Consider the following 25,074-nt stretch of genomic DNA (forward strand, 5'->3'; position numbering starts at 1 on the left):
CGCGCATTGATCCTTATCAAATTTTATCAAATGGGGGGTGGCCGGCTCCGTTTCGGCCAGGGAGCCCGGCTGGCTGGCGGGGGCGTTCGGCTTGCCGGGAGTCGGTCGCGGCTGGGTTCACTGCTGGGTTCGCTGCGGTGTTCACCGTCGCCGGGGCCAGATCGAGGTCGAGGTCGAGGGCGTCGCGCAGCGTCGTCCAGCGCAACTTAGCCATCGCCGCGGCGCGCAGCACCTCGGGCAGCGCGTCGAGCACCACGGGGTTGCCGCTCGGGCCGCGCGCCGCGTGGCCGTCGTGCAGGAGCAGGATGTCGCGCGGCGCGAGGCCGTCCAGCAGGCGCTGCGCGACCTTGTGGCCGTCGTGCTCGCGCGTGTCGAAGCCGCGTCGCGTCCAGCTCGCCAGTTGCAGGCCGAACTCGCACAGCACCGGTTCGAGAAACGGATTGCGCAGGCCCGCCGGGGCGCGGAAAAAGTACGGCCGCATACCGGTGATCTCGGTGAGCGTGCGCTGCGCGGCTTCAATCTCGCGTCGCAGGGCGCTTGGGCCCGAGATCGAGAAATTGTGCCGGTGCCGCTGGCTGTGGTTCTCGACGGCGTGGCCGCGCGCGACGATCTCCTCCACGTAACGCGGGTGGCGTCGCGCCAGATCGCCAATGCAGAAAAACGTCGCGCGCGCGCCGTGCTGGTCGAGCAAGTCGAGCACGCGCGGCGTGACTTCGGGGTCGGGGCCATCGTCGATGGTGAGGGCGATGCGCCGGTCGTCGCTGCCATCCACTGCACGCGGCAGGCGCGTCCAGTTTGGGCCGAGCAGCGCGCTCCTTGGCCAGAGTCCCGCCGCCGCTAGCGCGAGATGCGAGGCGATCACGCCGCCCACCGCCCATGGCCAGGTCGACGGCTGGGCCAGCAGCGCCGCCGCTGCGCCCGCATGCAGTGCCGCCGAGCCTGTGATCAGCGGCGTGGGCCTCCAGCGGCGCGCCGCGCCCAGCTGCGGTGCGAGTGTCGAAGGCGTGTTCATGTGCGGTGTTCCTTGTGGCCTGGCCGTGCCGTAACGTGTGCCCGCGGCGCGAGAATCGCGGCGAAGGCGAGCGCGAGCATCGCGCCGGGGCCGACCGTAAGGCCGAAAGTTTCGAGCAGCGGCACGCGCGAGAGCGCGAGCAGGCCGAAGCCCGCAACCGTCGCAAGATTGGCGACCAGCAGCGAAACGAGCGTCTGGGGCGTGATGTGCGGCGCGTTCGCCGGTTCGTTTGCTGCGCCTGCCTCGGGCTTGCAGAAGAACAGCGCATAGTTCGAGCCCACCGCCACGATCAGCAGCATCCCGACCAGATGGAGGATGGTCATCGGCACGCCCGCGAGCGCGAAGCCCGCACCCACCACCAGCACCGCCGCGACGAGCGGCGCGAGCGCGTGTGCCGCACGCAGCGGCGAGCGTAGCGCGATCGCCAGCAGCACGGCGATCGCCACGAAGCCCGCGAGCGAGAGGCGGATGTCCTCGTGGACGTAGTTCACGTAGAGGCGGTCGGCCTCGGCCTTGAGGTCGACGAACAGCGCGCCGGGCACGCCCGCGCGCGCGACGGCGGCGCTGATCGGCGCGGTGTCGAGGCTCGATCCGCTCGCGCGCGCGGCCGCGCCCTCGGGCGCGCGCAACGCGAGCATCGCGCTCCAGCGGCCATCACGGTCGGTCCGCTCGGTCAGCAAGGCATCGACGGCCAGCGCCATCGAGGTCCCGCGAAGGTCCGCGCGCGTGATCAAGGGCGCGTTGCGCGCGGCCTCGGCGTCGGCGAGGAACGGCGCGAAGACCTCGGGCTTGACGCTGACCGGCTGATCGGCGACAGCTTCTCGCATGCGCGTGGCGAGCGTGGCCGCGTCGGGCAGGCTCGCGAGGCGCGCGCGCTGCGTGGCGTCGCTCGGCAGATAGCGCGCCGGGCTTTCGAAGCCCCCGAGCACGCCCTTGTCGACGAGCGGCTGCAATTGCGCGCCGATCTTCTCCGCGCCTTCGAGCGCGGCCTGTTCGCTCGCGGCGGGAATCTCCACCAGATAGCGCACGTCGGGCGCGCCCACGTCGGCGCGCAACCGCGCGTCGAGCGCCTGGCTTGCCGCTGGGACCGGGCTCAGCGAGGCCAGCTCGCGGCTCCACAGATCGTCGCGGTGCACCGCGAGCACCGCGACCGCGGCCAGTGTCAGCGCCAGCAGCGGCCAGCGCAGGCGCGGCGCGGCTTGTGCGGCCGAGGCGAGCCAGCCGCCGACGCGCGAGACGTCGCGGATCGTTACGGCGCCGCCTTGCAGGCGCGGCAGCACGAAGCGCGTGACGAGCGCCGCCGTCACGAGACCCGCGATCGAATACGCACCCAGTTGCACGAGGCCCGGAAAGCCCGAAAACAGCATCGATGCGAACCCGCACACCGAGGTGAGCACGCCCAGCCGGATCGTCGGCCAGTAAGCGGCGACCCAGGCGCGCAGCGAGGTGTCGTGCGAGCGCGAACGTGGGCCGGAACGAGTCTCGGCGGACTGCACGAACAGATAGATCGAATAATCGACCGCCTCGCCAATCAGCGTCGTGCCGAAGCCGAGCGTGAGGCCCTGGACAGTGCCGAACGCGAGGCTCACCGCCGCGATGCCCGCGGCCACGCCCGAGAGCACTGGCACGAGGCCGAGCGCGAGCGTGCGCGGCGAGCGGTAGAGCGTGAGCAGCAGCGCGACGATCAGCACGAGGCTCAAGGCCGAGATGCGCTGGACGTCGTGGCGGATCGCGTCGCGCGTGTCCACCGAGAACACGCCGGGGCCGGTCATTTCCAGCCGGTATGTGGAGGCGGAGGTTTTCGGCAGCGTGCGCGTGGCGGCGTCGAACGCGCTGCGGATGGCGTCGATGGCGCTGGCCTGCGCGTCGGTATCGGAGCCTGCGGCGGTGGTCTGCGCGACCAGCACGGCGCGCGTGCCGTCGCGCGAGGCCCATACGCCGTCGCGGCTCGCCGGCTGCGCGGCGCTGTCGAGTTCGCCGACGAGCGCGGCGACTTCGCCGGTCGGGTCGTGCGGCAGCAGGTCCTTGGCGACGAGGCCAGCCGACGAGCTCAGCAAGTCGAGGCTTTCGCCGAGCGCCGCATGAAGGCCTTCGGCCGTGAAGCGCTGCGGCGTGACCGCCGGGCTCAGCGCGTAGCGGTGCGTGAACACGAATTGCTGGTCGCGCGCGTCGTTCACGGCCTCGCCGTTGTGGACCGCCGCGAAGCGCGGGTCGGCGCGCAGCCGCGCCGCGACTTGCCGCGAGAGTTGCGCGCGAGCGGCTGCATCGCCGCCATCGCTGGAGCCGTTGGGACCGCCCCCGGCGATGGAGACGAGAATCAGCCGCGAGATGACGCCGTCGCGCAACTGATCGACGAGCACGCGCTGGCCGGCGCTCGGCGAGCGCGGCAGGAACGCGGAAAGGTCGGTGCTGAAATGGGTGCGCGCGATGATCCCCGCGCAGGCGATGAGGAACAGCAGCCACGCGAGCACGGCGTGGCGCTGCAATGCCTGTGCGAGCGCGCGCAAGCCTCGGGCTTGCTGCTGGCGCGAGGCGGGTGGGGTGCGATCGTCCATGCGCGCGGCTACCTGCTTACCTGTGTGTTGGGCTCAACGTCGGGCTCAATTCGCTGCCGGTGCGAGCAGCGGGCGCAGGCGCATCAGCGAATGGTCGCCGCCCGCTTGCTGGATCGCTACGCTGCGCAGCGCGTCGCCCGTGCCTTCGAGCGTGATCGCGCTCACGGCCTTGAGCATGCGCGAATCGCGCGGCGTGAGCGTGAGCGTCCAGCTCTCAGCACTGCCGGCGAGCGCGACCTGATACGTCTGCTCGAGTACGGGCCGGTTGCCCGTGAGCGTGGCGCGGATGCTCTCGATGAACGCGCCCAGTTCCGGATAGCGCGCGAGCGCGAGCGTGTACTTGTGCTGGTTGCGCTCGACGGTGAGCATGTCGCCGTCCACCACGAGATGCTCGGGCTTGGGCTCGAGCGTGTTTTTCTCCAGATGATCGGGCGCGACGAATACCAGTTCTCCTGACGATTCGATCGGCTGCGAGGCGATCGCGAGGTACTTGGTTTCCGTGAACGCGGCGCGGCCCGACTTGTGCTGGGCGAGCGCGGACATGAGGCGGTCGAGCGTCCAGGCGGAAGGCTCTGCCGCTTGTGTTGCCTGGGTTGCCTGCGCCGCTTGCGAAGGCGCGGCTGAGGCGAACGTGAGCGCAGTCACGGCGCTTGCGCTCATTACACACGCGACGACGCGGCGCGCAAACCGCTGGCCAATGAACGGGCGGACGAAACGGCGGATGGCGCTCATGCGTCGGAAGTCTCCCGGGCGGCAAGGCCTGCGTGCGCCGCCGTGCTGCGGTGCACGCGAGCGGTGTCGGCGCGGTTCGTCGCATAGGCGTTCCTGGCGACGCGCGCGGCAATGTCCGCGTGTGCTGGCGTTTGCGTTGCTGGCGCGGGTTTGGCCGTTTGCGGTTTCTTCGCAGCCTGGTCCGCTTTTGCGGTCTGCGCGCTCTGCCAGAAGTCGAAGTAGTTGAACCAGTTATAGGGCGCTGCGCGGCAATGCTTGTCGAGCAGCGCGACGTAGCGCGTGATCGCCGCGTCGACGGCGGCCTGGCGCGCCTCGCGCGGCGTATCGGTGAAGTCGGCGACCAGTTCGAAGTGCACGTCGTAGCGGTTGCCGCCGCGATACAAGCCCGTCATGAAGATCACCGGCCGCTTGAGCATCGCGGCCATGTAAAGCGGCCCGAGCGGGAACGCGGCGGGCTCGCCGAGAAAGCCCATGCGGCGCATCGAGCTGGCGGCGTCGGCGAGCAGCGTGCGGTCGGCGAGCATGCCCACCAGGCAATTCCGGTCGAGCCGCTCGTTCACGTGCAGCATCGAATCGATCTGCCCGAGCGCGATCACTTCAGGCTGCGCGGCCGGGTTCACCGCGCCGATCGTCGCGTTGATCTTGCGTGCGTTCTCGTCGAACATCGTCACGACCACGCGCATGCCGGGCCGCGTGCGGCCCAGCGCGCGCACCACTTCGAAGCTGCCGAGGTGGCCGCCCATCAGGAACGCGCCGCGTCCTTTCGCGAGTGCTGCGTCGACGATCGTGTGCCCGCTCGGGCGAATGTCGAACAGGTCGAAGCGATTGTTGATCAGATAGATGCGGTCGTGGATCGTCGTCGCGAAGGTGAACACGTGCTGGTAGATGTCGCTCCAGCGGGCGGGGCGGCCCAGCGCGCGGCGCAGGTAGTCGCGCGAGGCGGCCCGCGCGCGCGGCGAGAGCAGCATGTAATAGACGGCGATCAGATGCAGCAGGCCGCGCGCAGCGGTGCGGCCGAGGCGCAGCGAAAGCCAGGTCATGGCGCGCAGCAGCAGCGCGCTGCCGCGCTCCTGACGCTGGGCCCAGTCGGTGCGCTTGGTCATGGTTGAAACCCTTCCTGCGAGAGTGCGCGCGCGGCGCACGCTGGGGAGACAGCCGCCGTGGAGACGGCCGCCGTGGTGACGGGGGATTGCGCGGCGGACAGCGTGCCGCTCGCCACGTCGCGTTTGCCGGCGCGCACGGTGAAACGGATCGCGCCGCTGGCCGCGGCGTCGAAGTCGAGATCGAGCGCCTCGCCTGGCCGCGCCGGGCTCAGGAACTTGGCGGCGCTCAGGCGCCACGCTTGCATCGGACGGTTCAGGGCCGCGCCGATGGCGTCGATGGCGTGGTCGAGCAGCACGACGCCTGGCACGATCGGCTGGCCCGGGAAGTGGCCCGGCAGCGCGGGGTGATCGGCGGGAATCGTGAAGGAGCGCGCGGACGCGGTGCTGCTTATGCGGCTTGCGCTGCTTTCGCGGCTTGCCTGTGCCGCCGCTGCCGTCATCGCGGCTGTCATCGTTGCTTCATGCGCATGCTGTGCGACCAGCGCCGCGAGCACATCGTGCGGAAGCTTGCCGGTTTCGTTGCGCGGCAGCGACTCGACGAACACGAGCGGGCGCGGCATGAACGCGGCGTCGATGCGCTCGCGCAGCGCGCGCTGCACGCCGGCGGCCGTGAGCGTAGGCGCGACCACGAGCGCGACGAGGCGCGTGACTGCGCCTGTGCCTTCGTGATCCGCGCGCTCGCTAGCATCGGCGTCGGCAGGCATGAAGAACACGCCGTCGGCCACGCCCGGGATCGCGTTGAGCTGATGATTCAGGTACGCAAGCGAAGTCCGCTTGCCTGCGATGTTGATGAGGTCGGCCTTGCGCCCATGCAGCAGGAAGTGGCGGGCGTTGAGCAGTTCGAGCGCATCGCCCATTGCCACGGGCTCGTCCACGTGCGCACCCGAGACCCAGAACGTCGGTCCTTCGTTGCTTGCCGTTGCGCGCGCCTCCAGGCGGATGCGCGGCATCAGTTCCCACGTCGCGCCCTGCGCGGTGCGACGCGTTGCGATCAGGCCCGTCTCGGTGCTGCCGTAGATCTCCACGAGCGGCGCGTGCAGGCGCGCCTCGGCCTCGCGGGCGAGCTTTTCGGCGAGCGGCGCGGTGGCGCAGAGCACGAGCGCCGCGTCCGGTAGCGACGCCTCGGTCGAGAGCAGCGCCCGTAAGTGGATGGGCGAGCTCACGAGCACGCGCGGCTGCGGCACGGCTTCCAGTTCGGCGCGGATATCGAGCGGATAGAACGGCTGGCGGTTGCTGAACGCAAGGCCGCCGATCAGCGGAAGCAGCACGGTCGCTTCGAAGCCGAACATGTGCTGCGGCGGCACCGTGCCCACCACGGTATGCGTGGCGGCGCCTGCCGCGGGCAGCCCGAGGCGTTCGGCCGACGCGCGCGCGTTGGCCACCAGCGAGCCCCAGGTCTTGCGATGGGGCACCGGCGCGCCGGTCGAGCCCGAGGTGAAGACGTAGGCCATGACGCGCGCCGCGTCGATCTGGGGCACGTCGAACGGGGCGTCGTCCTGCGCGTCGACGTTCAAGCGGGTGTCGGAGGCAACCGGCGCGGTCTCGGGGTAGCGAAAGCGCGGCAGGTCGATGGCGCAATCGGCCGAGTCGTGCAGACAAAACGCATCGGGCGCGAACACGGCGAGTTGGCGGACCATCTCCGGCGTCTGCGTGGACGGCAGCAGGCTGATGCGCCCCGCGACCAGCGCCGCACACAGGCTCACGGCGAAGCGGTAGCGGTCGCGGCACACGTTGAACACGTGTCCGCCCGGCGGCAGCGCAGCGGCGACCCGTGCGACCTCGGCGAGGAACGCACGCACCGTGACCGGCGAGCCGTCACGCCAGGCAATGACCTGGCGGGGCGAAGCGTGAAAAACGAGCGGATGAGTCGACATAACTTCAGTTGAACCGGAAACAGGGGGCGGCGCTGCTGCGCGCGGCCAGTCGCGCGGGAATTCACTCATGGCACGGGTGGACCGTCTGGCCCGCGTGGTGTGGGTGCCCTGCGTGACCTTGGGCCGACGATTGCCGATACGCGCGAATCGCATCGACCATGCGAGCGGACGGCTCGCCACGCAGCGCAAAACGGCGACACGCGTGCTCGGCGACGAACATCGCCCCCACCAGCGGCAACGCCAGGTAGTTGGCGAAGGTCGCCCAGGCGACGATCGGCGCGGCGACGAACAACAGCGTCGAAACTGCGGCAATGGCGACGAAGAACACCGTCCACGCAACCGTGATCTGCCGCGTGTAGCGCGCGGCCGCCGGCGTGAGCGAGCCGTGAATCATCGTCGCGAACTGCGTGCAAAGCGGCACGCGCGCGTTGGCGAGCGTGCGGCCGAACACCAGCGCCATCCCGAGATTGAAGCTCACGTGCTCGATGTACAGGCCCCATTCGAAATGGCGTGCAAGCGGCATGCGCGCGGCCCACAACGCGACCGCCACGAGCGCCCAGAGCGGCAGCAGCCAGCCCCGGCGCGGCGAACGGGCAGCAGCAATTAGCGCGATGGCCAATGGCGGCACCAGCGCCATGGCGAGTCCGAAACCGTGCTCGCCGGGCGTGGCCACCGCGTGGTGGGCCAAGAGCTGGTACGCGACCACCGCCCCAACCGCGAGCGCCGCGCGCGCGAAGCCTGCGAACGTGCTCATCGCGGTCCTCCGGGCGGGCGGTGCCGGCCCGAAGCCTCGTGTGTGCGTCCTTTCGCACCTCGCGCGCCGACCCCACCGTCCGCCGCGAGGCAAACCGGCAATTTTACCGGAACGAGGTCCGGTGCGAGGCGATGGCAACAGGGCGGGTGCGACACAGCGAGTTCGGCTCCATGGGCGGGGGGGTCAGGCAGTTCTCACTTGACGGGGGCGGGTGGCTGTTCAGGCGCTTTGACGCTCGCCCGCAACCCATATGTCATATGAATAACTGGCCGCACGAGTGCGGCATGCATATTTTAAGATGGCGACGGACCATCGCCGGAATGGCGCGCGGCCGGTTTGTAACCGTTTGTATGTCGTCGCGCGGGGCTGCGCGGGCGTCCGAACCATTTGCGCCCAATGCCGCGCAAGCGTCTCGCGCGTTCGCGTCCCAGATTTGGCGCGCCTCGTGCCCGACCCCTTGTAACCTTTCAGCGGCGCGCCCCGTATACGCCCCGATACCCATCGTCTAGAATCCGCGTAACTTTTACTAAACGAACCCCAAAATCAGGCAGGTGGGGCAGCGGGCAGGCGCCGGGAGGGACGGCGGGGAGCACGTGCGATGCGTGCGCCGTGTCGCCAGTTGCGCGCCGCCTGTGCGCCAACTGTCGGGCACGCATGATGAACGCACTGGAAAAAGAGCTTGCCGCACTAATCGTCGGCGAACTGAATCTCGAGGACGTCTCGCTCGACGACGTGAGCGCCGAGACCCCGCTCTATGGCGAGGGCTTCGGGCTCGACTCCATCGACATTCTGGAGATCGCGCTGCTGATCTCGAAGAAGTACGGCTTCGAGCTGCGCTCCGACAATCCCGATAACGAAAAGATCTTCGCGACGCTGGGCGCGCTGGCCGCCTGCGTGGAAGCGAATCGCGTGCGCTGAGCGCGCTCGCGGCGGCTGCACGACACACGTTTCCTTCGACGGCGTTTTCAACAGCATTTCAAAGTCAAGCAGCCGCTCTTGCTGCCGATGGCCGGCGCGCGTTTTTTGCAGGACGCATCGAGCCGCTCGCGTGGCACGATCGTGCGGCTCGATGGGCAGGATCGCAGGCGGGTCATAAAATCTTGTCAGTATTTCGTTTCATGCAATCGCTCGCTTCCATGCCCACGCCGACCGCTTCATCCACACATCTCGTCCTGATTCCGAGCTACAACCCGGGCCTCAAGGTCGACGAGACCGTGCGCGCCGCGCGCGCGTGCTGGAACCCCGTGTGGGTGGTCGTGGACGGCAGCACCGATGGCAGCACCGAGCGCCTGCAGGCAATGGCGGCGAACGACCCGGGGCTGCACGTGATGGTGCTGCCCACCAATTGCGGCAAGGGCGGCGCGGTGCTTGCGGGCATCGAGGCCGCGGCGGCGCGCGGCTTCACGCACGTGCTCACGCTGGACTCCGACGGCCAGCATCCGACCGAATTGATTCCGCGCTTCATGGCCGCTTCGCAGGCGCAGCCCGATGCGATGGTGCTGGGTCGCCCCAAGTTCGATGCGAGCGCGCCGTGGATTCGCGTGCAGGGGCGACGCCTTTCGAACCTGTTCGCGGATATCGAAACGCTGTGGGCGGGCATTGGCGATTCGCTCTACGGCTTTCGCATCTATCCGATCGAGCCGCTCAAGACGATCATGCAGCGTCATTCGTGGATGCGCCGTTTCGATTTCGATCCCGAAGCCGCTGTGCGCCTTTGCTGGGCCGGTGTGCCGCCGATCCAGATCGAGGCGCCGGTGCGCTATTTCAGTGCGCACGAGGGCGGCGTTTCGCATTTCAATTACGCGCGCGACAACCTGCTGCTGACGTGGATGCATCTGCGACTTTTGGGCGGGTTCGGCGTGCGGTTGCCGTTGCTTGCCGCAAAAAAAGTGCTAGGGCGGAGGGAGACGGCGTAACGGCGCGCGCGGGTACCAGGACTCAGGATCGAGGATGGATGAATTCGCTATCGACGATAGAGGCAATTTTCTTCGCTATTTCGACCTGTATTCCGGGAGCGAGGCTTTTGAGCCGCTCTTTTATATTCACGGTTTGGGCTGCGCCTCCAGCAGCGATTACCCGCCGGTAGTCAGCGCCAATTCGTACGCGCAGCGCAGGTCATTGCTGGTCGATCTCATGGGATCGGGCTTTAGCGACAAGCCACCGGACGGAACTTACCATTCGCAAGCGCAGGCGGCTGTCTTGTCGGACTTTGTCGCGAGCCAGGGTTGCTCGCGCGTAACCCTGTTCGGCCACAGCGCCGGGGCATTCATTGCGCTGAAACTCGCACAGAAGCTGCCGATTCAGGTGAGCACGCTGATTCTGTGCGAACCGGGTCTGACCGAATACGGCATTGCTATGTTGTCCGAAATTGCATCGCAAACAGAAGCGCAATTTGTCGACGGCGGGTTTGCGCAATTGCTGGCGCAATTGAAAATCCAGGGCGGCAACGATGCGTGGCTGGGGCCATTTTCCGTAGCCTCGCCTCATGCCATTCACCAATGGGCCCAATCGGCCATCGAAGATAACTCGAGCCATTGGCTCGATGATCTGGCCAATCTGAACGCGATAAAAGGCGTGGTCCTCTCCGATACGGCAACGCGCGACCAGATTGCGAAGTTCGAGCAAGCCGGCTGTACCGTTGAACTCGTGGCCGACACCGAACACATGATTGCGTACGACAACCCCGATGGTCTGGCGTTGGCCATTTCGAATCTTCTCGACCTCGGCAAATAGAACGATCTCGCCCTCGCTAGGCGCTGCGCAATAGCGGCGCCTCTGTCTCCCATGCAGCCAGCGTGATGGCCTCCCCAATCGCATCACCCACGAGAATGATGGCCGGGCTGCCGAGCCCGGCCTCCGTCGCCACAGCGGCGATGGTGCCGAGCGTTCCCGTCACGCGGCGCTCGTTCGCGCTGCCGGCCCACTGCACCACCGCAGCCGGTGTATCGCTCGAAAGCGCTTGTGCGAGCGTCGCGCACAGCGTCTCGATGCGGCTCATCCCCATATAGATTGCGAGCGTCATGCGCGTGGCGGCGAGCGCGCGCCAGTCCGGTTCGCTGTGGTCGCGCAGATGCGCCGTCACGAAAATCACGCCCTGGCAGTGGTCGCGATGCGTGAGCGAGACGCCGAGTCCCGCCGCCGCCGCGAACGCCGACGATACGCCATTGATAATCGCCACGGGAATCCGCGCACGCTGCAGTGCCGCGAGTTCTTCGCCCGCGCGGCCGAACAGCAGCGCTTCACCACCTTTCACTCGCACCACATGAAGGCCTTTGCGCGCGTAGCGCTGCATGAGGCGCTCGATGAACGCCTGCGGCGTGGAGCGGCAACCGCCGCGCTTGCCGACCTTGATCACGCGCGCCTGCGGGGCGAGCGCGGCAATCTCGGGATTCACGAGATCGTCGAGCAGCACGACGTCGGCGCATGCGAGCGCCTTGGCCGCCTTGAGAGTCAGCAGGTCGAGGTCGCCTGGACCCGCGCTCAATAAGGTGACCTTGCCCGTTGGGTTCATGTTTGTCCTTTCGCGTTGATTCAGTGGGTTCGCCGATGCCGTCACGCAAGTTCCAGACCAGCGCGCAATGAAGTGATCGATATCGGGTCTTTGCCGCCCCAAGCGGGCGCGCACCGATTGACAAGCATTCGCGAATGCATCGCCTTGGCGCACCGAAAGCGCACAGCAAGCGTGCTGCACAGCACCAAACTTGTGCCGGGCCGTATCGCGAGGCACGAGTGCTCGCGTGAGCAAGGTGATGCAGTAAATCGTGTGCGCCCCGCTGCATGAGGCTCTCAGCGATTTCTCGCGAACTGGCACGGTGCTTGCGTAACGATTCGCGAACAGGATCAACGGCGATCCGGCGGCCGGCGAACCGGCTGCGATGCTGCAGCGTGGCAGTGCAAATCGATTCAATCTCAGGGCAACGGCGCCCCCGAATCTGGCTCTTCGCGAGCCGGATTCGCGGGGCGCCTTTTTATTTGGCAGGGGCTACAGGCATGACGCAATCAACGCTCGCAACGAACGGTCTGAATATCGTCGTCATTGGTCACGGCATGGTGGGCCACAAATTTCTGGAGTGCGTGCTCGCCGACGCCGCAGCACTCAACGTGCAGAACCTGCGCGTGACGGTGCTCTGCGAAGAGCCGCGTCCTGCATACGACCGTGTGCATCTCTCCGAATTCTTCGCCGGCAGGTCCGCCGAAGATCTCTCGCTCGTGAGCGACGGATTCTTCGAGCGCGACGATGTCCGCCGCAGCGTTCGCCTCGTGCTCGGCGCGAAGGCTGTCGCGATCGATCGCGCAGCGCGCACCGTGAGCGTGTCCAACGGCGAGACGCTTTCGTACGACAAGCTCGTGATTGCCACGGGTTCCTCGCCGTTCGTGCCGCCGCTCGCGGGAAACGATCGTACGGACTGCTTTGTTTACCGCACCATCGAAGATCTCGAAGCGATGCGATCACGCGGCGCGAGCGCGAAGTCGGGCGTGGTGGTGGGCGGCGGCCTGCTCGGGCTCGAATGCGCGAAGGCTCTGCGAGATCTGGGGCTCGATACACACGTGGTCGAATTCGCGCCGCGCCTGATGGCCGTGCAAGTCGACGAAGACGGCGGCCGTATGCTGCGCGGCAAGATCGAAGCGCTGGGCGTGAGCGTGCATACGCAGAAAAACACCACGGCAATCGTGGACGGCGAAAGCGCGGCCAACCGCATGATGTTCGCCGACGGCACGCATCTCGACGCCGACATGATCGTGTTCTCGGCCGGCATTCGCCCGCGCGACGAGATCGCGCGCGCCTGCGGGCTGGAAGTGGGCGCGCGCGGCGGCATCGTCATCGACGACGCTTGCCGCACGAGCGACCCCGATATCTATGCGATCGGCGAGTGCGCGCTGTGGCAAGGCCAGATCTTCGGCCTCGTGGCGCCAGGCTACGACATGGCGCGCATCGTTGCGAAGGCGCTGGTTAGCGACGTGGGAAGTGTGTTCGAAGGCGCGGACCTGAGCACCAAGCTCAAGCTGATGGGCGTGGATGTGGCGAGCATCGGCGACGCGCATGGCAAGACGCCGGGCAGCCGCTCATACCGCTTCGCCGACGAGCGCCGCGAGGTCTACAAGAAGATCGTGGTTTCCGAATGCGGCAAGCATCTGCTCGGCGCGGTGATGGTGGGCGATGCAAGCGAATACGGCACGCTGCTGCAAATGATGCTCAACCGCATCGAGCTGCCCGAGTCGCCCGAGTTCCTGATCCTCCCGCAAGCCGATGGCAAGGCCAAGCCCGCGCTCGGCGTGGAGGCGCTGCCCTTGGGGGCGCAGATCTGCTCCTGCAACAACGTCTCGAAGGCGCGGATCTGCGAGGCGGTGCGCGAAGGCGCGACGAGCATCGGCGCGATGAAGGCCACTACCTGCGCAGGCGCGTCGTGCGGCGGCTGCGTGCCGCTCGTCACGCAGATCATGAAGGCGGAGATGCGGCGCCAGGGCGTGGCCGTCAACAATCACCTTTGCGAGCACTTCCCGTATTCGCGCCAGGAGCTCTATCACCTCGTGCGCGTGGAGAGCATCAAGACCTTTGGCGAACTGCTCGCGAAGCACGGCCACGGGCTCGGCTGCGATATCTGCAAGCCCGCGGTGGGCGGCATTCTGGCCTCGTGCTGGAACGAGTTCGTGCTCAAGAAGGAGCACGCGAGCCTGCAGGATTCGAACGACTACTACCTCGCCAATATCCAGCGCGACGGCACCTATTCGGTCGTACCGCGCATGCCGGGCGGCGAGGTCACGCCCGAGGGCCTCATCGCCGTGGGCATGGTGGCGAAGAAGTATGGCCTCTATACGAAGATCACGGGCGGCCAGCGCGTGGACCTGTTTGGCGCGCGTGTCGAGCAACTGCCGTTCATCTGGGAGGAGTTGATCGACGCGGGTTTCGAATCGGGGCATGCGTATGGCAAGGCCGTGCGTACCGTGAAGTCGTGCGTGGGCTCGACATGGTGCCGCTATGGCGTGGGCGATTCGGTCGGCCTCGCGATCGAAGTGGAGAACCGCTACAAGGGCCTGCGCGCGCCGCACAAGATCAAGTTCGGCGTGTCGGGCTGCACACGAGAATGCGCGGAGGCGCAGGGCAAGGACGTCGGCATTATCGCCACGGAGCGTGGTTGGAATCTCTATGTCTGCGGTAACGGCGGCATGAAGCCGCGTCATGCCGAACTGCTCGCATCCGATCTCGACGGGGCTACGCTGATCCGCTACATCGACCGCTTTCTGATGTTCTACGTGCGCACGGCGGACCGCCTGCAGCGCACGAGTGTGTGGCGCGACAACCTCGAAGGCGGCCTCGACTATCTAATCGATGTGGTCGTGCACGACAAGCTGGGTCTTGCTGCTGAACTCGAAGCGGAGATGCAGCTTGTGGTGGATACCTACGAGTGCGAGTGGAAGAAGGCCGTGACCGATCCGCAAACGCGCAAGCGCTTCCGTCACTTCGTCAATAGCGATGCGGGCGACCAGCACGTTACCTTCGTGGAGGAGCGCGGCCAGATTCGCCCGGCCACGCCCGAAGAACGCCAGCACATTCCGGTGCACGTGCAGCACGAGACGCTTGCCGACATTCCCGTTGTAATCGAAGTCGTTTGAGTTTTACCGAGTCCCTTCACTTACGAGGAGTACGAAATGAGCCACGTCGCCAGCAACGCAATCGCGCAAGACACCTGGGTTCCCGTGTGCCAACTCGATGACATCGTGCCCAATACGGGTGTGTGTGCGCTCGTGGGAGGCGAGCAGATCGCGGTGTTCCATATCGACGACGGCGACGCGCGCGTATTCGCCATCGGCAACTACGATCCGAACTCGCAGGCAGCGGTGCTCTCTCGCGGGCTCGTGGGCAGCCTTGGCGAGCGCATCGTCGTGGCATCGCCCATCTACAAGCACCATTTCGATCTCTCGACCGGCGAATGCCTTGAAGATCCCGTGCGGTCGGTGAATGCGTTCGCCGCGCGCGTGGAGAACGGCCAGGTCTGGGTTTCGGCCTGATTCTCTATAGCCACGGATTCGAGCCGCACATGACCGAAAAGACCGTCAAGAGCGTTTGTCCGTACTGCGGTGTCGGCTGCGGAATGGTGCTGCACGTGCAGGACGGCGAAGTCACGAAGATCTCCGGCGACGCCGAGCACCCGAGCAATTTCGGGCGCCTGTGCACCAAGGGTTCGTCGGCGCACGTGGCGCTGCGCAAGTCCGGGCGGCTCGAACGCGCGTTCGTGCGCCACGCGCGCGACGAAGACCCCGTGCCGCTGCCGCTCGCGCAGGCGATTGCCGATACGGCGCGCCGCCTGCGCGAGACGCTCGATAAACACGGTCCCGATGCGCTCTCGTTCTATGTGTCGGGCCAGATGTCGATCGAGGCGCAGTACCTCGTGAACAAGCTCGCAAAGGGCTTCGTGGGCACCAACAACATCGAATCGAATTCGCGCTTGTGCATGGCGAGCGCGGGCAGCGGCTACAAGCTCTCGCTCGGTGCGGATGGGCCGCCCGGCTCGTATCAGGATTTCGATCGCGCCAATCTGTTCCTCGTGATCGGCTCGAATATGGCGGACTGCCATCCGATCCTGTTCCTGCGCATGATGGACCGCGTGAAGGCGGGTGCGAAGCTGATCGTGGTGGATCCGCGCCGCACCGCGACGGCCGAGAAGGCGTCGCTATTCCTGCAGATCAAGGCGGGCACCGATCTCGCGCTGCTCAACGGCCTGCTGCATCTGCTGCACGAGAGCGGTCATACGGATGCCTCGTTCATCGAACGGTACACGCACGGGTGGGACGCGATGCCGGCCTTCCTCAGCGACTACACGCCCGAGAAAGTCTCGGCAATCACAGGGCTTGCAGAGGCCGACATCCGCCGCGCCGCGCAGATGATCGGCGAAGCGCAAGAATGGATGAGCTGCTGGACCATGGGCCTGAACCAGAGCACGCATGGCACATGGAACACGAACGCCATCTGCAATCTGCACCTGGCGACGGGCAAGATCTGCCGCCCCGGCAGCGGGCCATTTTCGCTCACAGGCCAGCCCAATGCGATGGGCGGGCGCGAGATGGGCTATATGGGACCGGGTTTGCCGGGCCAGCGCTCGGTGCTCTCGGAAGACGACCGCGCCTTCGTGGAAGACCTCTGGCGTGTGCCGCACGGCACGCTCACGACGCGGCTCGGCGGCGGCACGATCGACATGTTCTCGCGCATGACAACGGGGCAAATCAAGGCGTGCTGGATTATCTGCACGAATCCGGTGGCCTCGGTTGCCAACCGGCGCACCGTGATGGAAGGTTTGCGCACCGCCGAACTCGTGATCGCGCAGGACGCCTTTCTGGACACCGAAACGAATCAGTACGCCGATGTGCTGCTGCCGGGCGCGCTCTGGGCCGAGGCCGAAGGCGTGATGATCAATTCCGAGCGCAACATGACGCTCATGCAGCAGGCAGTCGAGCCGCCGGGCGAGGCCTTGCCCGATTGGCAAATCATTGCGCGCGTGGCTTGCGCGATGGGTTACGAGCATGCGTTCAGTTATGCAAGCGCGGCGGAGGTGTTCGAAGAGATCGTGGCGTTTTCGAATCCGAAGACCGGCTACGACCTGCGAGGCGCGAGCCACGCGAGGCTGCGTGAGACGCCGTTGCAATGGCCTTGTGCGCCACAGGAACACAAGGCGCAAAGCGACCGCAATCCCATTCGCTATTTGAACGACGGCGTGAGCCAGACTCTGCATGAGGACGAAGGCGGCGACCGCCCGCGCATTGTTTTTCCCACGCCGCACGGCAAGGGCGTATTTTTCGCGCGGCCGCACGTGGCGCCCGCCGAGTTGCCCGATGGCACGTTTCCCATCGTCTTCAATACGGGGCGCTTGCAGCACCAGTGGCACACCATGACGAAGACCGGCAAGGTGGCCATGCTCAACAAGCTCAATCCCGCGCCGTTCGTCGAGATCCACCCGGAGGACGCGAGTGCGCTAGGCATCGTAGCGAAGGACCGCGTGGAGGTGCGTTCGCGGCGTGGGCGCGTGGTGCTGCCCGCCGTAGTGACCGAGCGCGTGCAGCCTGGCAACTGCTTCGCGCCGATGCACTGGAACGACGTGTTCGGCGAGGACCTTTGTGTGAACGCGGTCACGAACGACGCGATCGATTCATTTTCTCAGCAACCCGAACTAAAATTTTGTGCCGTTGCGCTTGCGCGCGTGGCGCCTGAGCCCGACCTTCTCGTGGCAGACGCGCACGATGCCGGCGTGGCTCATCCGTCTCAGGAACTCGACATGTCCCGAATCGATGCGTTTGCGAATCTACTCGACCTGGGCGCGGTGGCTGCGCCGGAACTCAACGATACCGAGCGGCGCTATCTCGCGGGTTTTGTCGGCGGGCTGCGCTCGTCGAAGGCCGAGGCACAGGGTCGTGCCGTGGCGGTTCCGGTGCTGCCTGCACACGCGCCGTTCCCCGCGAGCACGCGCGTGTGGCTCGATGGCCTGCTGGCGGGGTTGTTCAGCCGTGGTGAATTACGCATCGAGCCCGCGCTCGAATCGGTCCATTTGCATAACGACGAACCGGTCGAAAAGCCGAGCGCCGTGCGGATCGCCCATACGCGCCCGAAGGTCGTATTGCTGTGGGCGTCGCAGACCGGCAACGTCGAGTCGCTCGTCGAGCGCTATGCCATGCAACTAATGGAGTCGGGCTTCGAGATCCGCACCGCGTGCATGGCCGACTACTCGCTCGCGAATCTGGAGAAAGCACAATACGCGCTGCTGATGACCAGCACCTTCGGTGACGGTGACGCACCCGACAATGGCGAGTCGTTCTGGTCGGCGCTCAAGGCGGAGCATGCGCCGCGTCTCGCCGCGCTGCGCTATGCCGTGCTTGCGTTGGGCGACCGCAATTACGACCAGTTCTGCGGCCATGGCCGCAGCCTCGACGCGCGCCTCGAAGCGCTGGGTGCGCAGCGCTTGATGGCGCGTCAGGATTGCGACACGGACTATCAGAACAGCGCGGACGCGTGGCTCGACCGCGTGGTCGTCCGCATCAAGGAAGAGGACGCCGCGCTGCACGCCGTGCCTGCGGGCGGCTCGATTCCCGAGGTGCTGCCCGGCTGCGCGGCGACCAAAACGCGCCCGGCCGCGTCGCATCTCATTCATAACGTGCGCCTGAACATGAAGGGCGCAGTGAAGGACACGCGCTACTTCTCGCTCGCGACAAGCAGCGGCGACGGCGTGGGGCTCGAATACGAAGTGGGCGACGCGCTAGGCGTATGGCCGACCAACTGCCCGGCGCTCGTGGACGAACTGCTCGCGCTCACGCGCCTTCCGGCCGATGCACCAGTTGACGTGCAGGGCGTGGGCGATATGCGCCTGGCCGACGCGCTCGGCAAGCACTACGAGATCGCGCGTCCTGGCCCCGATGCGCTCGCGTTCATCGCGTCGCGTGCGCGGGGACAAGGCTTGAGCGAACTGCTGCGCGACGAGCGCAAGAGCGATCTCAAGAACTGGTTGTGGGGGCAACAACTGGCCGATGTGCTGCACGAGTTCCCCGTCGATCTCTCGGCGAAGGAACTGACCGGCATGCTCAAGCGTTTGCAGCCACGGCTCTACTCGATCTCGTCGAGCCCGAAGGCGCACGCGGGAGAAGTCCATCTGACCGTATCGGCGGTGCGCTACAACAATGGCCGGCGCGAGCGCAAGGGCGTAGCCTCCACGTTCCTCGCCGACCGTGCAGGCGCGGCCAGCGTGCCCGTGTTCGTGCAGAAGAGCACGCATTTCCGGCCGCCGCGCCACGGCGACACGCCGATGATCATGGTGGGCCCCGGCACGGGCGTCGCGCCGTTCCGCGCCTTCCTGCACGAGCGGCGCGCGCATGGCGATGCGGGCCGCAACTGGCTCTTCTTCGGCGAGCAGCACGCGGCCACAGACTTCTATTATCGCGACGAGCTGGAGCACATGCGCGACGACGGCTTGCTCAGCCGGCTCGATCTCGCGTTCTCGCGCGACCAGAAGGAGAAAGTCTATGTGCAGGACCGCATGCGCGAGCACGGCGCGCAGCTATGGGCGTGGCTGGAGGAGGGAGCGCACTTCTACGTGTGCGGCGATGCGAGCCGCATGGCTAAGGACGTGGATGCCGCCTTGAGATCGGTCGTCGCGCATCATGGCGGGATGAGCGATGATGCGGCCGGCGAGTACGTCGGCCAGATGACACGTGAGCGCCGCTACGTGCGCGACGTGTATTGAACGTCGGCTTTGACTAGCGCATGCCGGCGCGCACAGCCATCACGCCACATGCGTCGCACATTCATGGCAGCGCATGACCGGCACGCCGCACGCGGCGTGAGTGCCGCGTGCGCGCGACCCGCTGGCGCGCGGGTGCGTCGCCCAGTCCGGCGAACGGGCCATTCGCTGCGCTTTTCTGCGCAAACGCATCAGGCATGAGGAGCGCGCAGAGAAACGTCAGGCTGGCGCCTGCCGTGACGGCAATGATGGACATTGCGAAGGCCTCGAACATCCTGTCCCCCAAACGGTAGAATGATGGCGCGCCGGCCAGCGGTGTCGCCATGCCGGCATTCCGCGCAACTTTGCATCGATTCCATTCTGCGCATCGCGCGCGAGCGAGTCCAAGACGATATTACGATCGTTGCTATAAGTGCGCCTTATGGAGGCCGCCGCCTTGTTGCTCCGTCCGATCCGCTACGTGCTCACCGTGGCCGAGTTGAAGAATTTCACGCGCGCGGCGGAAGTGCTGCACGTATCCCAGCCAGCGCTCTCGCAGCAGATTCGTCAGCTTGAAGCCGAATTGGGCGGCGCGCTTTTCGACCGTAGCGGCCGCACGATCAGTCTCACGGATTTCGGGCGCGTCTATATCGAACACGCTCGCCAGGCGCTCGAACATCTCGACGCGGGCAAGCGTGCGCTGCAGGACGTGCGTGGCCTGACGCGCGGCTTACTGCGCCTCGCCTACGCCCCCACCTTTGCCGAATACCTGATCGGCCCCGCACTGCGCCGCTTTCATGCGATGCATCCGGCCATTGCCGTGGAAGTGAGCGAGCGGCCGCTCGACGAGATCGAAGCCGGCCTCGAACGCGACATGCTCGATCTGGGCATCGGTTTCACCGACGTGCGCTCGGAGAATATCCAGGCCCAGCCGCTATTCGCCGAGCATATTGCGTTGCTCGTGGCGAGCGGGCATCCGCTGGCGCGGCGGCGCAATCCGGTCACGTCGGAGCAGCTCGATAACATTCCACTCGCCTTGTTGAGCCCGGATTTCGTGGTGCGAAAATTCGCCGATGCCTACTTCCACGCTCACCAGTTGAGGCCGCAGGTTCTCGTGCAGGCCAATGCGGTTGGCACCGTGCTCAAGCTCGTGAAGGACGGCTCGCTTGCGACCCTGCTGCCCTCGACGGTGCTGCGCGAGCACAAGGGTCTGGTGAGCGTGCCCGTGACGCCCGCGCTGCCGCAGCGCACCGTGGCGCTGCTCGCGCGCCGCCGCGCCTCACGCACGGTGGCCGCGCAGGCGTTCGAGACGCTGCTGTTCGAGATGATTGCCGAGGAAGGGCTCGCGACGGCCTGAGCCGCAGCGTTGTCCCTGGCGCGGCGTGCTTCTAGTGCTGGTGGTGGTGCTGCTGGTGCGTTTTGCGTCGCCAGATTTCGTGGCCGGCGCAGACGGCGAGAAACACACCAAACAGAATCGCGGCCACCGAGGCCGATTGAGCGCCTGCGTCGGCGTGCACGCCCAGGTGAATCGCGTGGAGCCACAGCCCCGCGCCTGCCGCCACAGCCAGCAGGCCCAGCACAACACCCAGCGCCAGCACCGCAAAGGGTTCGCGTGTACGTTGCCGAATCGTCATATCGCTCCCCGATGAGCGTGTCCATGCTCATGCGGGTGGCGAGATGTGCCTCCCGCATGGGGTAACGATACGCCGCTGCAAACGGCGCGTCATCATGAATCGGGGAGGGCCGTGGGGGGGCCGTCTATGCCGCGTGACCGATCCTCGCCCGCGCGACCCGGCAAGCAGCCAGATCCCACGCGGCACAGCCCACGCTTTTGAAAAAGACCGGCGCCGCAGGCGCAAGGCTTCCTTCGATGGCACCGGCGAGTGCATTCACGTTCGCCCAGTCGACGCCGGCCTGAATCAGGTCGCCCGCTTCGTGCTTCGCCCCAGCAGGGTCGTCGACAACGACGAAACTGCTGTCCACGGTCGTCTTGCCGACTTCCGCCATCGCCGGCGTGAATGCGCCCACGCCGACCACCAGCCGCCCGGCTCGCGCGGGTGCGGTGTATACGGGCGATTGACTCGTCGTGACCGTCACGACCACATCGACCGAATCGGGAATATCGCCAGCGAGTGCGCCGAGATTGGGCGCAATCGTGCGCAACGATTCGACAAAGCGCCGCGCGCGTTCCGGCGTCGATCCCTTGACGAGCATCCGCGCATGCGGGAAGAGCGCCGCAAACGCTTCCACATGATTGACGGCCTGTTTCCCGGTTCCGATGATCAGGATCTCCTTGGGCGAACCCGCATGCAGGCACATGATGCCTAGCGCGCTAACGGCGGCCGTGCGGCGTCCGGTGACCGTGGGGCCGTCGAGCACGAATAGCATTTCGCCCGTGAACGCGTCGCATGCAATGACCTGTCCGTGAATGGTGGGGAGTTGCCGCTTGCCATTACCAGGGCAGACATTGACGAGCTTGTGGATGGCGATATCACTCGCGCTCGAGGGCATCGAGAGCATCACGCCGCCTTCCTGCAACGGAATGACCAGACGCTCAGGACTCACGATCTTTCCGGCGGCGTATTCAACGATGGTCTCGCGCAGCATTTGCACGAGCGCCGGATAGTCGAGCAGCGCAGCCGTGGCTGGTGCGTCGAAGGTTTTGACTGGGGGAGGGGTCATGGCTTTGGAGGAGTCGCTTAAGTGGATTAAATTTAAACCAGATTTGGGCGGTTATCAATCCATGAATCGAGTGTTTAGCCTGAAAGTGGTATATTGAAAACCAACGCATCGAAAGATCCAACATGGCCTCCGCACGCATCGATTCTCCCGCGAACTTCCGCGCTCTACAGATTTACGAGCAGGTCTCCGAAAAGATCCGCGCGGAAATCCGGGCTGGCAGATACCTTCCCGAGTCGCGCCTGCCTTCGGAGCGCGAACTGGCCGCTTTGTTCGGCGTGGGGCGTCCCGCTGTGCGCGAAGCAATCGGGGCGCTCCAGAATGAAGGTCTCGTTGTCACGCGCAGAAACTCCGGCACGTATGTTTCGGCGAATGCGCCCGAAGTGCTCGCGCGCGGCAGCACGCTATCGGGCACGGCCGAAGCAGATTCGGTTGAAGCGGATTACAGCCCGTCGGCAACGCTCGATGTCCGCCTGATTCTCGAACCCGCCATCGCGCGCCGGGCGGCGGCCCACAAGAAGCGGGACGCGCTCGCCGAGCACTATCTCGCGCAAATGGAAACGCTGACCGACGTTTCGGACCCCGAAGAACGTGCGCTCTGGAACAACAGCGACCGCCTGTTTCATCGCCAGCTTGCGGTGATGACGGGCGATGCGCTGCTGGTGAAGCTGGCCCAGGAGATTGCCGACACGATGGACCAGTCCTTGTGGAAGCGCCTCAAGGACGACGGCATCTACGATCCCGCCCGCATTCGCCTTTACGTGGCGGAGCACCGGCTCATTTACGAAGCCATCGTGACCGGCGACGCGGACGCCGCCGCGTTCTACGTGGAGCAGCACATTCACCGCGTCCAGCGCGATATCGCGCCTGCGTGATTCTGTGTGGCCCGGTGCGATCCGCAGCGGGATCAGCGCACGAGAAAGCCGTACGTCAGCGGGTCGCGCTCGTCGATGATCCACTGCGCGAAGCCGCAGATGTACGCTTCGCCCTCGACTTCGGGAATCACGGCCGGAATGCCTTGAACCGACGTCTCCCGCAGAACCCGGCCTTTGAACACCGTCCCGACGATGGATTCGTTCACGAGCGTCTCGCCAGCCTTGAGCTCGCCGCGCTGATAAAGCTGCGCCACGCGTCCGCCGGTTCCGGAGCCCGTGGGCGAGCGGTCGACTTCGCGATCGGCGAACACGCAGCAATTGGCCTGGGTCGATCCCGCATGGCGCGGCTCGTTGGCGATGATGGTGCCGTAGATGTGGTTGATTTCCGGAATCTCCGGATGCTGCACCGGAAATGCCTTGTTGGCGGCTTCCTTGACCTCGGCGCCGAAGCGAATGAGCTTTTCGACCGCCGACTCGCGCACCGGCAGATCGAAGGGTGCGCCATCGACGTAGAAATAAAACGCGCCGCCATAGGCGATATCGCCCGTGACCTTGCCGAAACTCGGCGTTTCCACGGTGACGTCGCGCTTCCACAGGAATGACGGCACGTTCACGAAGCGCACGCTGCCCGCGTGCTCGCCATCCCATTTGACAAAGGCCTCGATGAAGCCGCAAGGCGCGTCGATGCCCACCCGCGTTTCGGGCATCGTGCGCTGCACCCAGCCCAGCTCTACCGCTGCCGTCGAGAGCGCAATGACGCCGTGGCCGCAGTGGTCGCTATATCCTTCGTTATGCAGAAAGATCACGCCGAAGTCGGCGTTGGGCGACACGGGCTCGGTGAGATAGCCGCCGTACATGTCGGCGTGGCCGCGCGGCTCGAACATCAACGCGCGGCGAATGTCGTCGGCGTTTTCCTTGAGCCACGCGCGGCGCTGGACGATGGTGTCGCCGGGCAGGCGCGGCAGACCGCTCGTGACGATGCGGAATGCCTCGCCGCCGGTGTGGACTTCGACGGTGGAAATGGTGCGTGTCGGTTTCATGAGAAGCGGAATGTCAGGCGGATTCAAGCGAATAGTGGCTTACTTTTCATACGGCACGGGCAGCCCGTTGCGAATCACGTAGACCGTGGTGGGCGCGCCCAGCAGGTCGCCCTTCGCATCGAACGAGTAGGTACCCGCGACGCCCTTGTACTTTTCCTTGGACAACTGAGCGATGAGCTTCGCCTTGTCGGTGGTCGTGCCGGCCTTGACCATGGCGTCGGCGAGCAACTTCACACCGTCGTAGTAGTTGACCGCATATACCTGGGTATCCGTATGAAAGGTGTCGTGGTACTTCTTCAGGAAAGCGCGGCCTTCCGGCGTTTTGTCGAGCGCCACGCCGCCTTGCGCGCAATACACGATGGAGGCCGCGTCGCCGGCGACCTTGCCCATGTCGGCCGAACAGATGCCGTCGCCGCCGAGCAGCTTCGCGTTCAGCCCGCGCTGGCGCATCTGCTTGGCCATCGGCGCACCCTGGGCCGCGTAGCCGCCGAGGAAGATCACATCGGGATTCTTGGCCTTGATCGCCGTGAGAATGCCGAGGAAGTCGGTGGCCTGCGAATTCGTGAATTGGTGGTCGACGATCTTCAGGCCGTTGGCCTTCGCCACCTGTTCGAACTGCTGGGCGACGCCCTGGCCGTAGGCGGTGCGGTCGTCGATGATGGCGGCCGTTTTCGCATGGAGCGTCTTGACGGCGAACTCGGCCATGGTCCCGCCTAGTTGCTCGTCGCTCGCGCCGATGCGAAAGATGTTCTTGAAGCCTTGCTGGGTGAGCGACGGATTGGACGCGACCGGCAGGATCGGGATATTCGCGTTGTTGTAGACGCGCGAGGCCGGAATCGCGACGCCGGAGTTGTACGGGCCGATAACGGCAACCACGCCGCTATCGACGAGATTCTGGGCGACTTGCACGCCCACCTTCGGGTCGGCCTGGTCGTCCTGCGAATTCAGTTTGAACGTGACGGCCTTGCCGGCGACGGTGACGTGCTGCTGGTTCAGTTCGTCGATTGCGAGACGTGCGCCGTTCTCATTGTCCTTGCCGTTTGCTGCCTGCGGGCCGGTCAGCGGCGCGGAATGGCCGATGACGACGACTTGCTGGGCCTGCGCGGCAGCGGCGCTGAAAGCCGCCACGGCGGCTACGGTCATGATGAGATGACGCATGATAGGTCTCGCAATATTGGTTTTTGAAGAAACCAATGTATTGCACTGGTGGTGCGATAGCAAGCACTTTTCCAAAAAAACGTCGATCGTGGTC

Annotated in this window: 18 protein-coding genes and 2 pseudogenes; 8 read left to right on the forward strand and 12 right to left on the reverse strand. The window is 66.0% G+C overall.

All coding sequences use genetic code 11. The features are described from left to right. Positions 1-16: 16 nt before the first annotated feature. The 6 genes and pseudogenes from HV773_RS26275 to HV773_RS26300 form a co-directional block, all read right to left on the reverse strand. Entirely contained in the window at positions 17-1,012 is a 996-nt protein-coding gene (locus HV773_RS26275; protein ID WP_175197149.1) for a polysaccharide deacetylase family protein, read from the reverse strand. Then, entirely contained in the window at positions 1,009-3,567 is a 2,559-nt protein-coding gene (locus tag HV773_RS26280) for an MMPL family transporter (RefSeq protein WP_175197150.1), read from the reverse strand. The genes HV773_RS26275 and HV773_RS26280 overlap by 4 nt, the downstream gene beginning before the upstream one ends. 45 nt (positions 3,568-3,612) lie before the next feature. Further along, the gene (locus HV773_RS26285; protein ID WP_175197151.1) at positions 3,613-4,299 is read right to left on the reverse strand and encodes a LolA-related protein; all 687 of its coding nucleotides are present in this window, start codon (positions 4,297-4,299) and stop codon (positions 3,613-3,615) included. A 173-nt stretch (positions 4,300-4,472) separates the two neighbouring features. Next, positions 4,473-5,402: pseudogene (locus HV773_RS26290) on the reverse strand (lysophospholipid acyltransferase family protein); the annotation flags it as partial. A gap of 92 nt (positions 5,403-5,494) precedes the next feature. Next, positions 5,495-7,276: pseudogene (locus tag HV773_RS26295) on the reverse strand (AMP-binding protein); the annotation flags it as partial. 61 nt (positions 7,277-7,337) lie between these two features. Continuing rightward, positions 7,338-8,030, reverse strand: coding sequence for a COG4648 family protein (locus tag HV773_RS26300; RefSeq protein WP_246282397.1), 693 nt, complete (start codon positions 8,028-8,030; stop codon positions 7,338-7,340). A 657-nt stretch (positions 8,031-8,687) separates the two neighbouring features. Here HV773_RS26300 and HV773_RS26305 point away from each other — a divergent pair. The 3 genes from HV773_RS26305 to HV773_RS26315 all read left to right on the forward strand — a co-directional run bounded on the left by HV773_RS26305 (position 8,688) and on the right by HV773_RS26315 (position 10,763). Next, positions 8,688-8,948: a phosphopantetheine-binding protein gene (locus tag HV773_RS26305; protein WP_175197190.1), complete on the forward strand. Its 261-nt coding sequence runs from the start codon at positions 8,688-8,690 to the stop codon at positions 8,946-8,948. A gap of 218 nt (positions 8,949-9,166) precedes the next feature. Next, complete coding sequence (locus HV773_RS26310; protein ID WP_175197191.1) at positions 9,167-9,946, forward strand: glycosyltransferase family 2 protein; 780 nt, start codon at positions 9,167-9,169, stop codon at positions 9,944-9,946. Positions 9,947-9,980: 34 nt separating this feature from the next. Further along, complete coding sequence (locus tag HV773_RS26315) at positions 9,981-10,763, forward strand: alpha/beta fold hydrolase (RefSeq protein ID WP_175197153.1); 783 nt, start codon at positions 9,981-9,983, stop codon at positions 10,761-10,763. A 16-nt stretch (positions 10,764-10,779) separates the two neighbouring features. Here HV773_RS26315 and cobA read toward each other — a convergent pair whose 3' ends face one another. Then, on the reverse strand, positions 10,780-11,541 hold the full coding sequence (gene cobA / locus HV773_RS26320) for a uroporphyrinogen-III C-methyltransferase (protein ID WP_175197154.1): 762 nt from the start codon (positions 11,539-11,541) through the stop codon (positions 10,780-10,782). 509 nt (positions 11,542-12,050) lie between these two features. Between cobA and nirB the strand changes: the two genes are divergently transcribed. The 3 genes from nirB to HV773_RS26335 are packed head-to-tail and all read left to right on the forward strand — an operon-like array spanning position 12,051 to position 19,252. Continuing rightward, positions 12,051-14,642, forward strand: a complete 2,592-nt coding sequence (gene nirB, locus HV773_RS26325) for a nitrite reductase large subunit NirB (RefSeq protein WP_175197192.1) — start codon at positions 12,051-12,053, stop codon at positions 14,640-14,642. Positions 14,643-14,678: 36 nt separating this feature from the next. Continuing rightward, positions 14,679-15,038 (forward strand): nitrite reductase small subunit NirD, encoded by a 360-nt coding sequence (gene nirD, locus HV773_RS26330; RefSeq protein ID WP_175197155.1) that lies wholly within the window; start codon positions 14,679-14,681, stop codon positions 15,036-15,038. A 29-nt stretch (positions 15,039-15,067) separates the two neighbouring features. Then, positions 15,068-19,252, forward strand: a complete 4,185-nt coding sequence (locus tag HV773_RS26335; protein WP_175197156.1) for a bifunctional nitrate reductase/sulfite reductase flavoprotein subunit alpha — start codon at positions 15,068-15,070, stop codon at positions 19,250-19,252. Positions 19,253-19,313: 61 nt separating this feature from the next. Here HV773_RS26335 and HV773_RS26340 read toward each other — a convergent pair whose 3' ends face one another. Next, positions 19,314-19,574, reverse strand: coding sequence for a hypothetical protein (locus HV773_RS26340; RefSeq protein WP_175197157.1), 261 nt, complete (start codon positions 19,572-19,574; stop codon positions 19,314-19,316). A gap of 111 nt (positions 19,575-19,685) precedes the next feature. On the opposite strand from HV773_RS26340, the gene cynR reads away from it, so the two are divergent. Next, the gene (gene cynR / locus HV773_RS26345; RefSeq protein ID WP_175197158.1) at positions 19,686-20,585 is read left to right on the forward strand and encodes a transcriptional regulator CynR; all 900 of its coding nucleotides are present in this window, start codon (positions 19,686-19,688) and stop codon (positions 20,583-20,585) included. Between the two features lie 31 nt (positions 20,586-20,616). Here the strand turns inward: cynR and HV773_RS26350 are convergent, their stop codons facing one another. Together HV773_RS26350 and lhpI are read right to left on the reverse strand one after the other, a co-directional pair. After that, the gene (locus HV773_RS26350; RefSeq protein ID WP_175197159.1) at positions 20,617-20,862 is read right to left on the reverse strand and encodes a hypothetical protein; all 246 of its coding nucleotides are present in this window, start codon (positions 20,860-20,862) and stop codon (positions 20,617-20,619) included. Positions 20,863-20,986: 124 nt separating this feature from the next. Beyond that, entirely contained in the window at positions 20,987-21,910 is a 924-nt protein-coding gene (gene lhpI, locus HV773_RS26355) for a bifunctional Delta(1)-pyrroline-2-carboxylate/Delta(1)-piperideine-2-carboxylate reductase (RefSeq protein WP_175197160.1), read from the reverse strand. Between the two features lie 122 nt (positions 21,911-22,032). Here lhpI and HV773_RS26360 point away from each other — a divergent pair, with 122 nt between their 5' ends. Beyond that, entirely contained in the window at positions 22,033-22,782 is a 750-nt protein-coding gene (locus HV773_RS26360) for a FadR/GntR family transcriptional regulator (protein WP_175197161.1), read from the forward strand. A gap of 32 nt (positions 22,783-22,814) precedes the next feature. Here HV773_RS26360 and lhpH read toward each other — a convergent pair whose 3' ends face one another. Further along, positions 22,815-23,822, reverse strand: a complete 1,008-nt coding sequence (gene lhpH / locus HV773_RS26365; RefSeq protein ID WP_175197162.1) for a trans-3-hydroxy-L-proline dehydratase — start codon at positions 23,820-23,822, stop codon at positions 22,815-22,817. 39 nt (positions 23,823-23,861) lie between these two features. Next, positions 23,862-24,980 carry a branched-chain amino acid ABC transporter substrate-binding protein gene (locus tag HV773_RS26370; RefSeq protein WP_175197163.1) on the reverse strand — a complete coding sequence of 373 codons (1,119 nt, stop codon included), beginning with the start codon at positions 24,978-24,980 and terminating at the stop codon, positions 23,862-23,864. Between the last annotated feature and the right edge of the window lie 94 nt (positions 24,981-25,074).

The sequence above is a fragment of the Paraburkholderia caffeinitolerans genome (assembly GCF_902859945.1).
Lineage (GTDB): Bacteria > Pseudomonadota > Gammaproteobacteria > Burkholderiales > Burkholderiaceae > Paraburkholderia > Paraburkholderia caffeinitolerans.

Bases quoted from the DNA above. Each gene is read 5' to 3' on its own strand.
- HV773_RS26275 (WP_175197149.1), bottom strand. From the start codon at position 1,012: ATGAACACGCCTTCGACACTCGCACCGCAGCTGGGCGCGGCGCGCCGC.
- HV773_RS26280 (WP_175197150.1), bottom strand. From the start codon at position 3,567: ATGGACGATCGCACCCCACCCGCCTCGCGCCAGCAGCAAGCCCGAGGC.
- HV773_RS26285 (WP_175197151.1), bottom strand. From the start codon at position 4,299: ATGAGCGCCATCCGCCGTTTCGTCCGCCCGTTCATTGGCCAGCGGTTT.
- HV773_RS26300 (WP_246282397.1), bottom strand. From the start codon at position 8,030: ATGAGCACGTTCGCAGGCTTCGCGCGCGCGGCGCTCGCGGTTGGGGCG.
- HV773_RS26305 (WP_175197190.1), top strand. From the start codon at position 8,688: ATGAACGCACTGGAAAAAGAGCTTGCCGCACTAATCGTCGGCGAACTG.
- HV773_RS26310 (WP_175197191.1), top strand. From the start codon at position 9,167: ATGCCCACGCCGACCGCTTCATCCACACATCTCGTCCTGATTCCGAGC.
- HV773_RS26315 (WP_175197153.1), top strand. From the start codon at position 9,981: ATGGATGAATTCGCTATCGACGATAGAGGCAATTTTCTTCGCTATTTC.
- cobA (WP_175197154.1), bottom strand. From the start codon at position 11,541: ATGAACCCAACGGGCAAGGTCACCTTATTGAGCGCGGGTCCAGGCGAC.
- nirD (WP_175197155.1), top strand. From the start codon at position 14,679: ATGAGCCACGTCGCCAGCAACGCAATCGCGCAAGACACCTGGGTTCCC.
- HV773_RS26335 (WP_175197156.1), top strand. From the start codon at position 15,068: ATGACCGAAAAGACCGTCAAGAGCGTTTGTCCGTACTGCGGTGTCGGC.
- HV773_RS26340 (WP_175197157.1), bottom strand. From the start codon at position 19,574: ATGGCGACACCGCTGGCCGGCGCGCCATCATTCTACCGTTTGGGGGAC.
- HV773_RS26350 (WP_175197159.1), bottom strand. From the start codon at position 20,862: ATGACGATTCGGCAACGTACACGCGAACCCTTTGCGGTGCTGGCGCTG.
- lhpI (WP_175197160.1), bottom strand. From the start codon at position 21,910: ATGACCCCTCCCCCAGTCAAAACCTTCGACGCACCAGCCACGGCTGCG.
- HV773_RS26360 (WP_175197161.1), top strand. From the start codon at position 22,033: ATGGCCTCCGCACGCATCGATTCTCCCGCGAACTTCCGCGCTCTACAG.
- lhpH (WP_175197162.1), bottom strand. From the start codon at position 23,822: ATGAAACCGACACGCACCATTTCCACCGTCGAAGTCCACACCGGCGGC.
- HV773_RS26370 (WP_175197163.1), bottom strand. From the start codon at position 24,980: ATGCGTCATCTCATCATGACCGTAGCCGCCGTGGCGGCTTTCAGCGCC.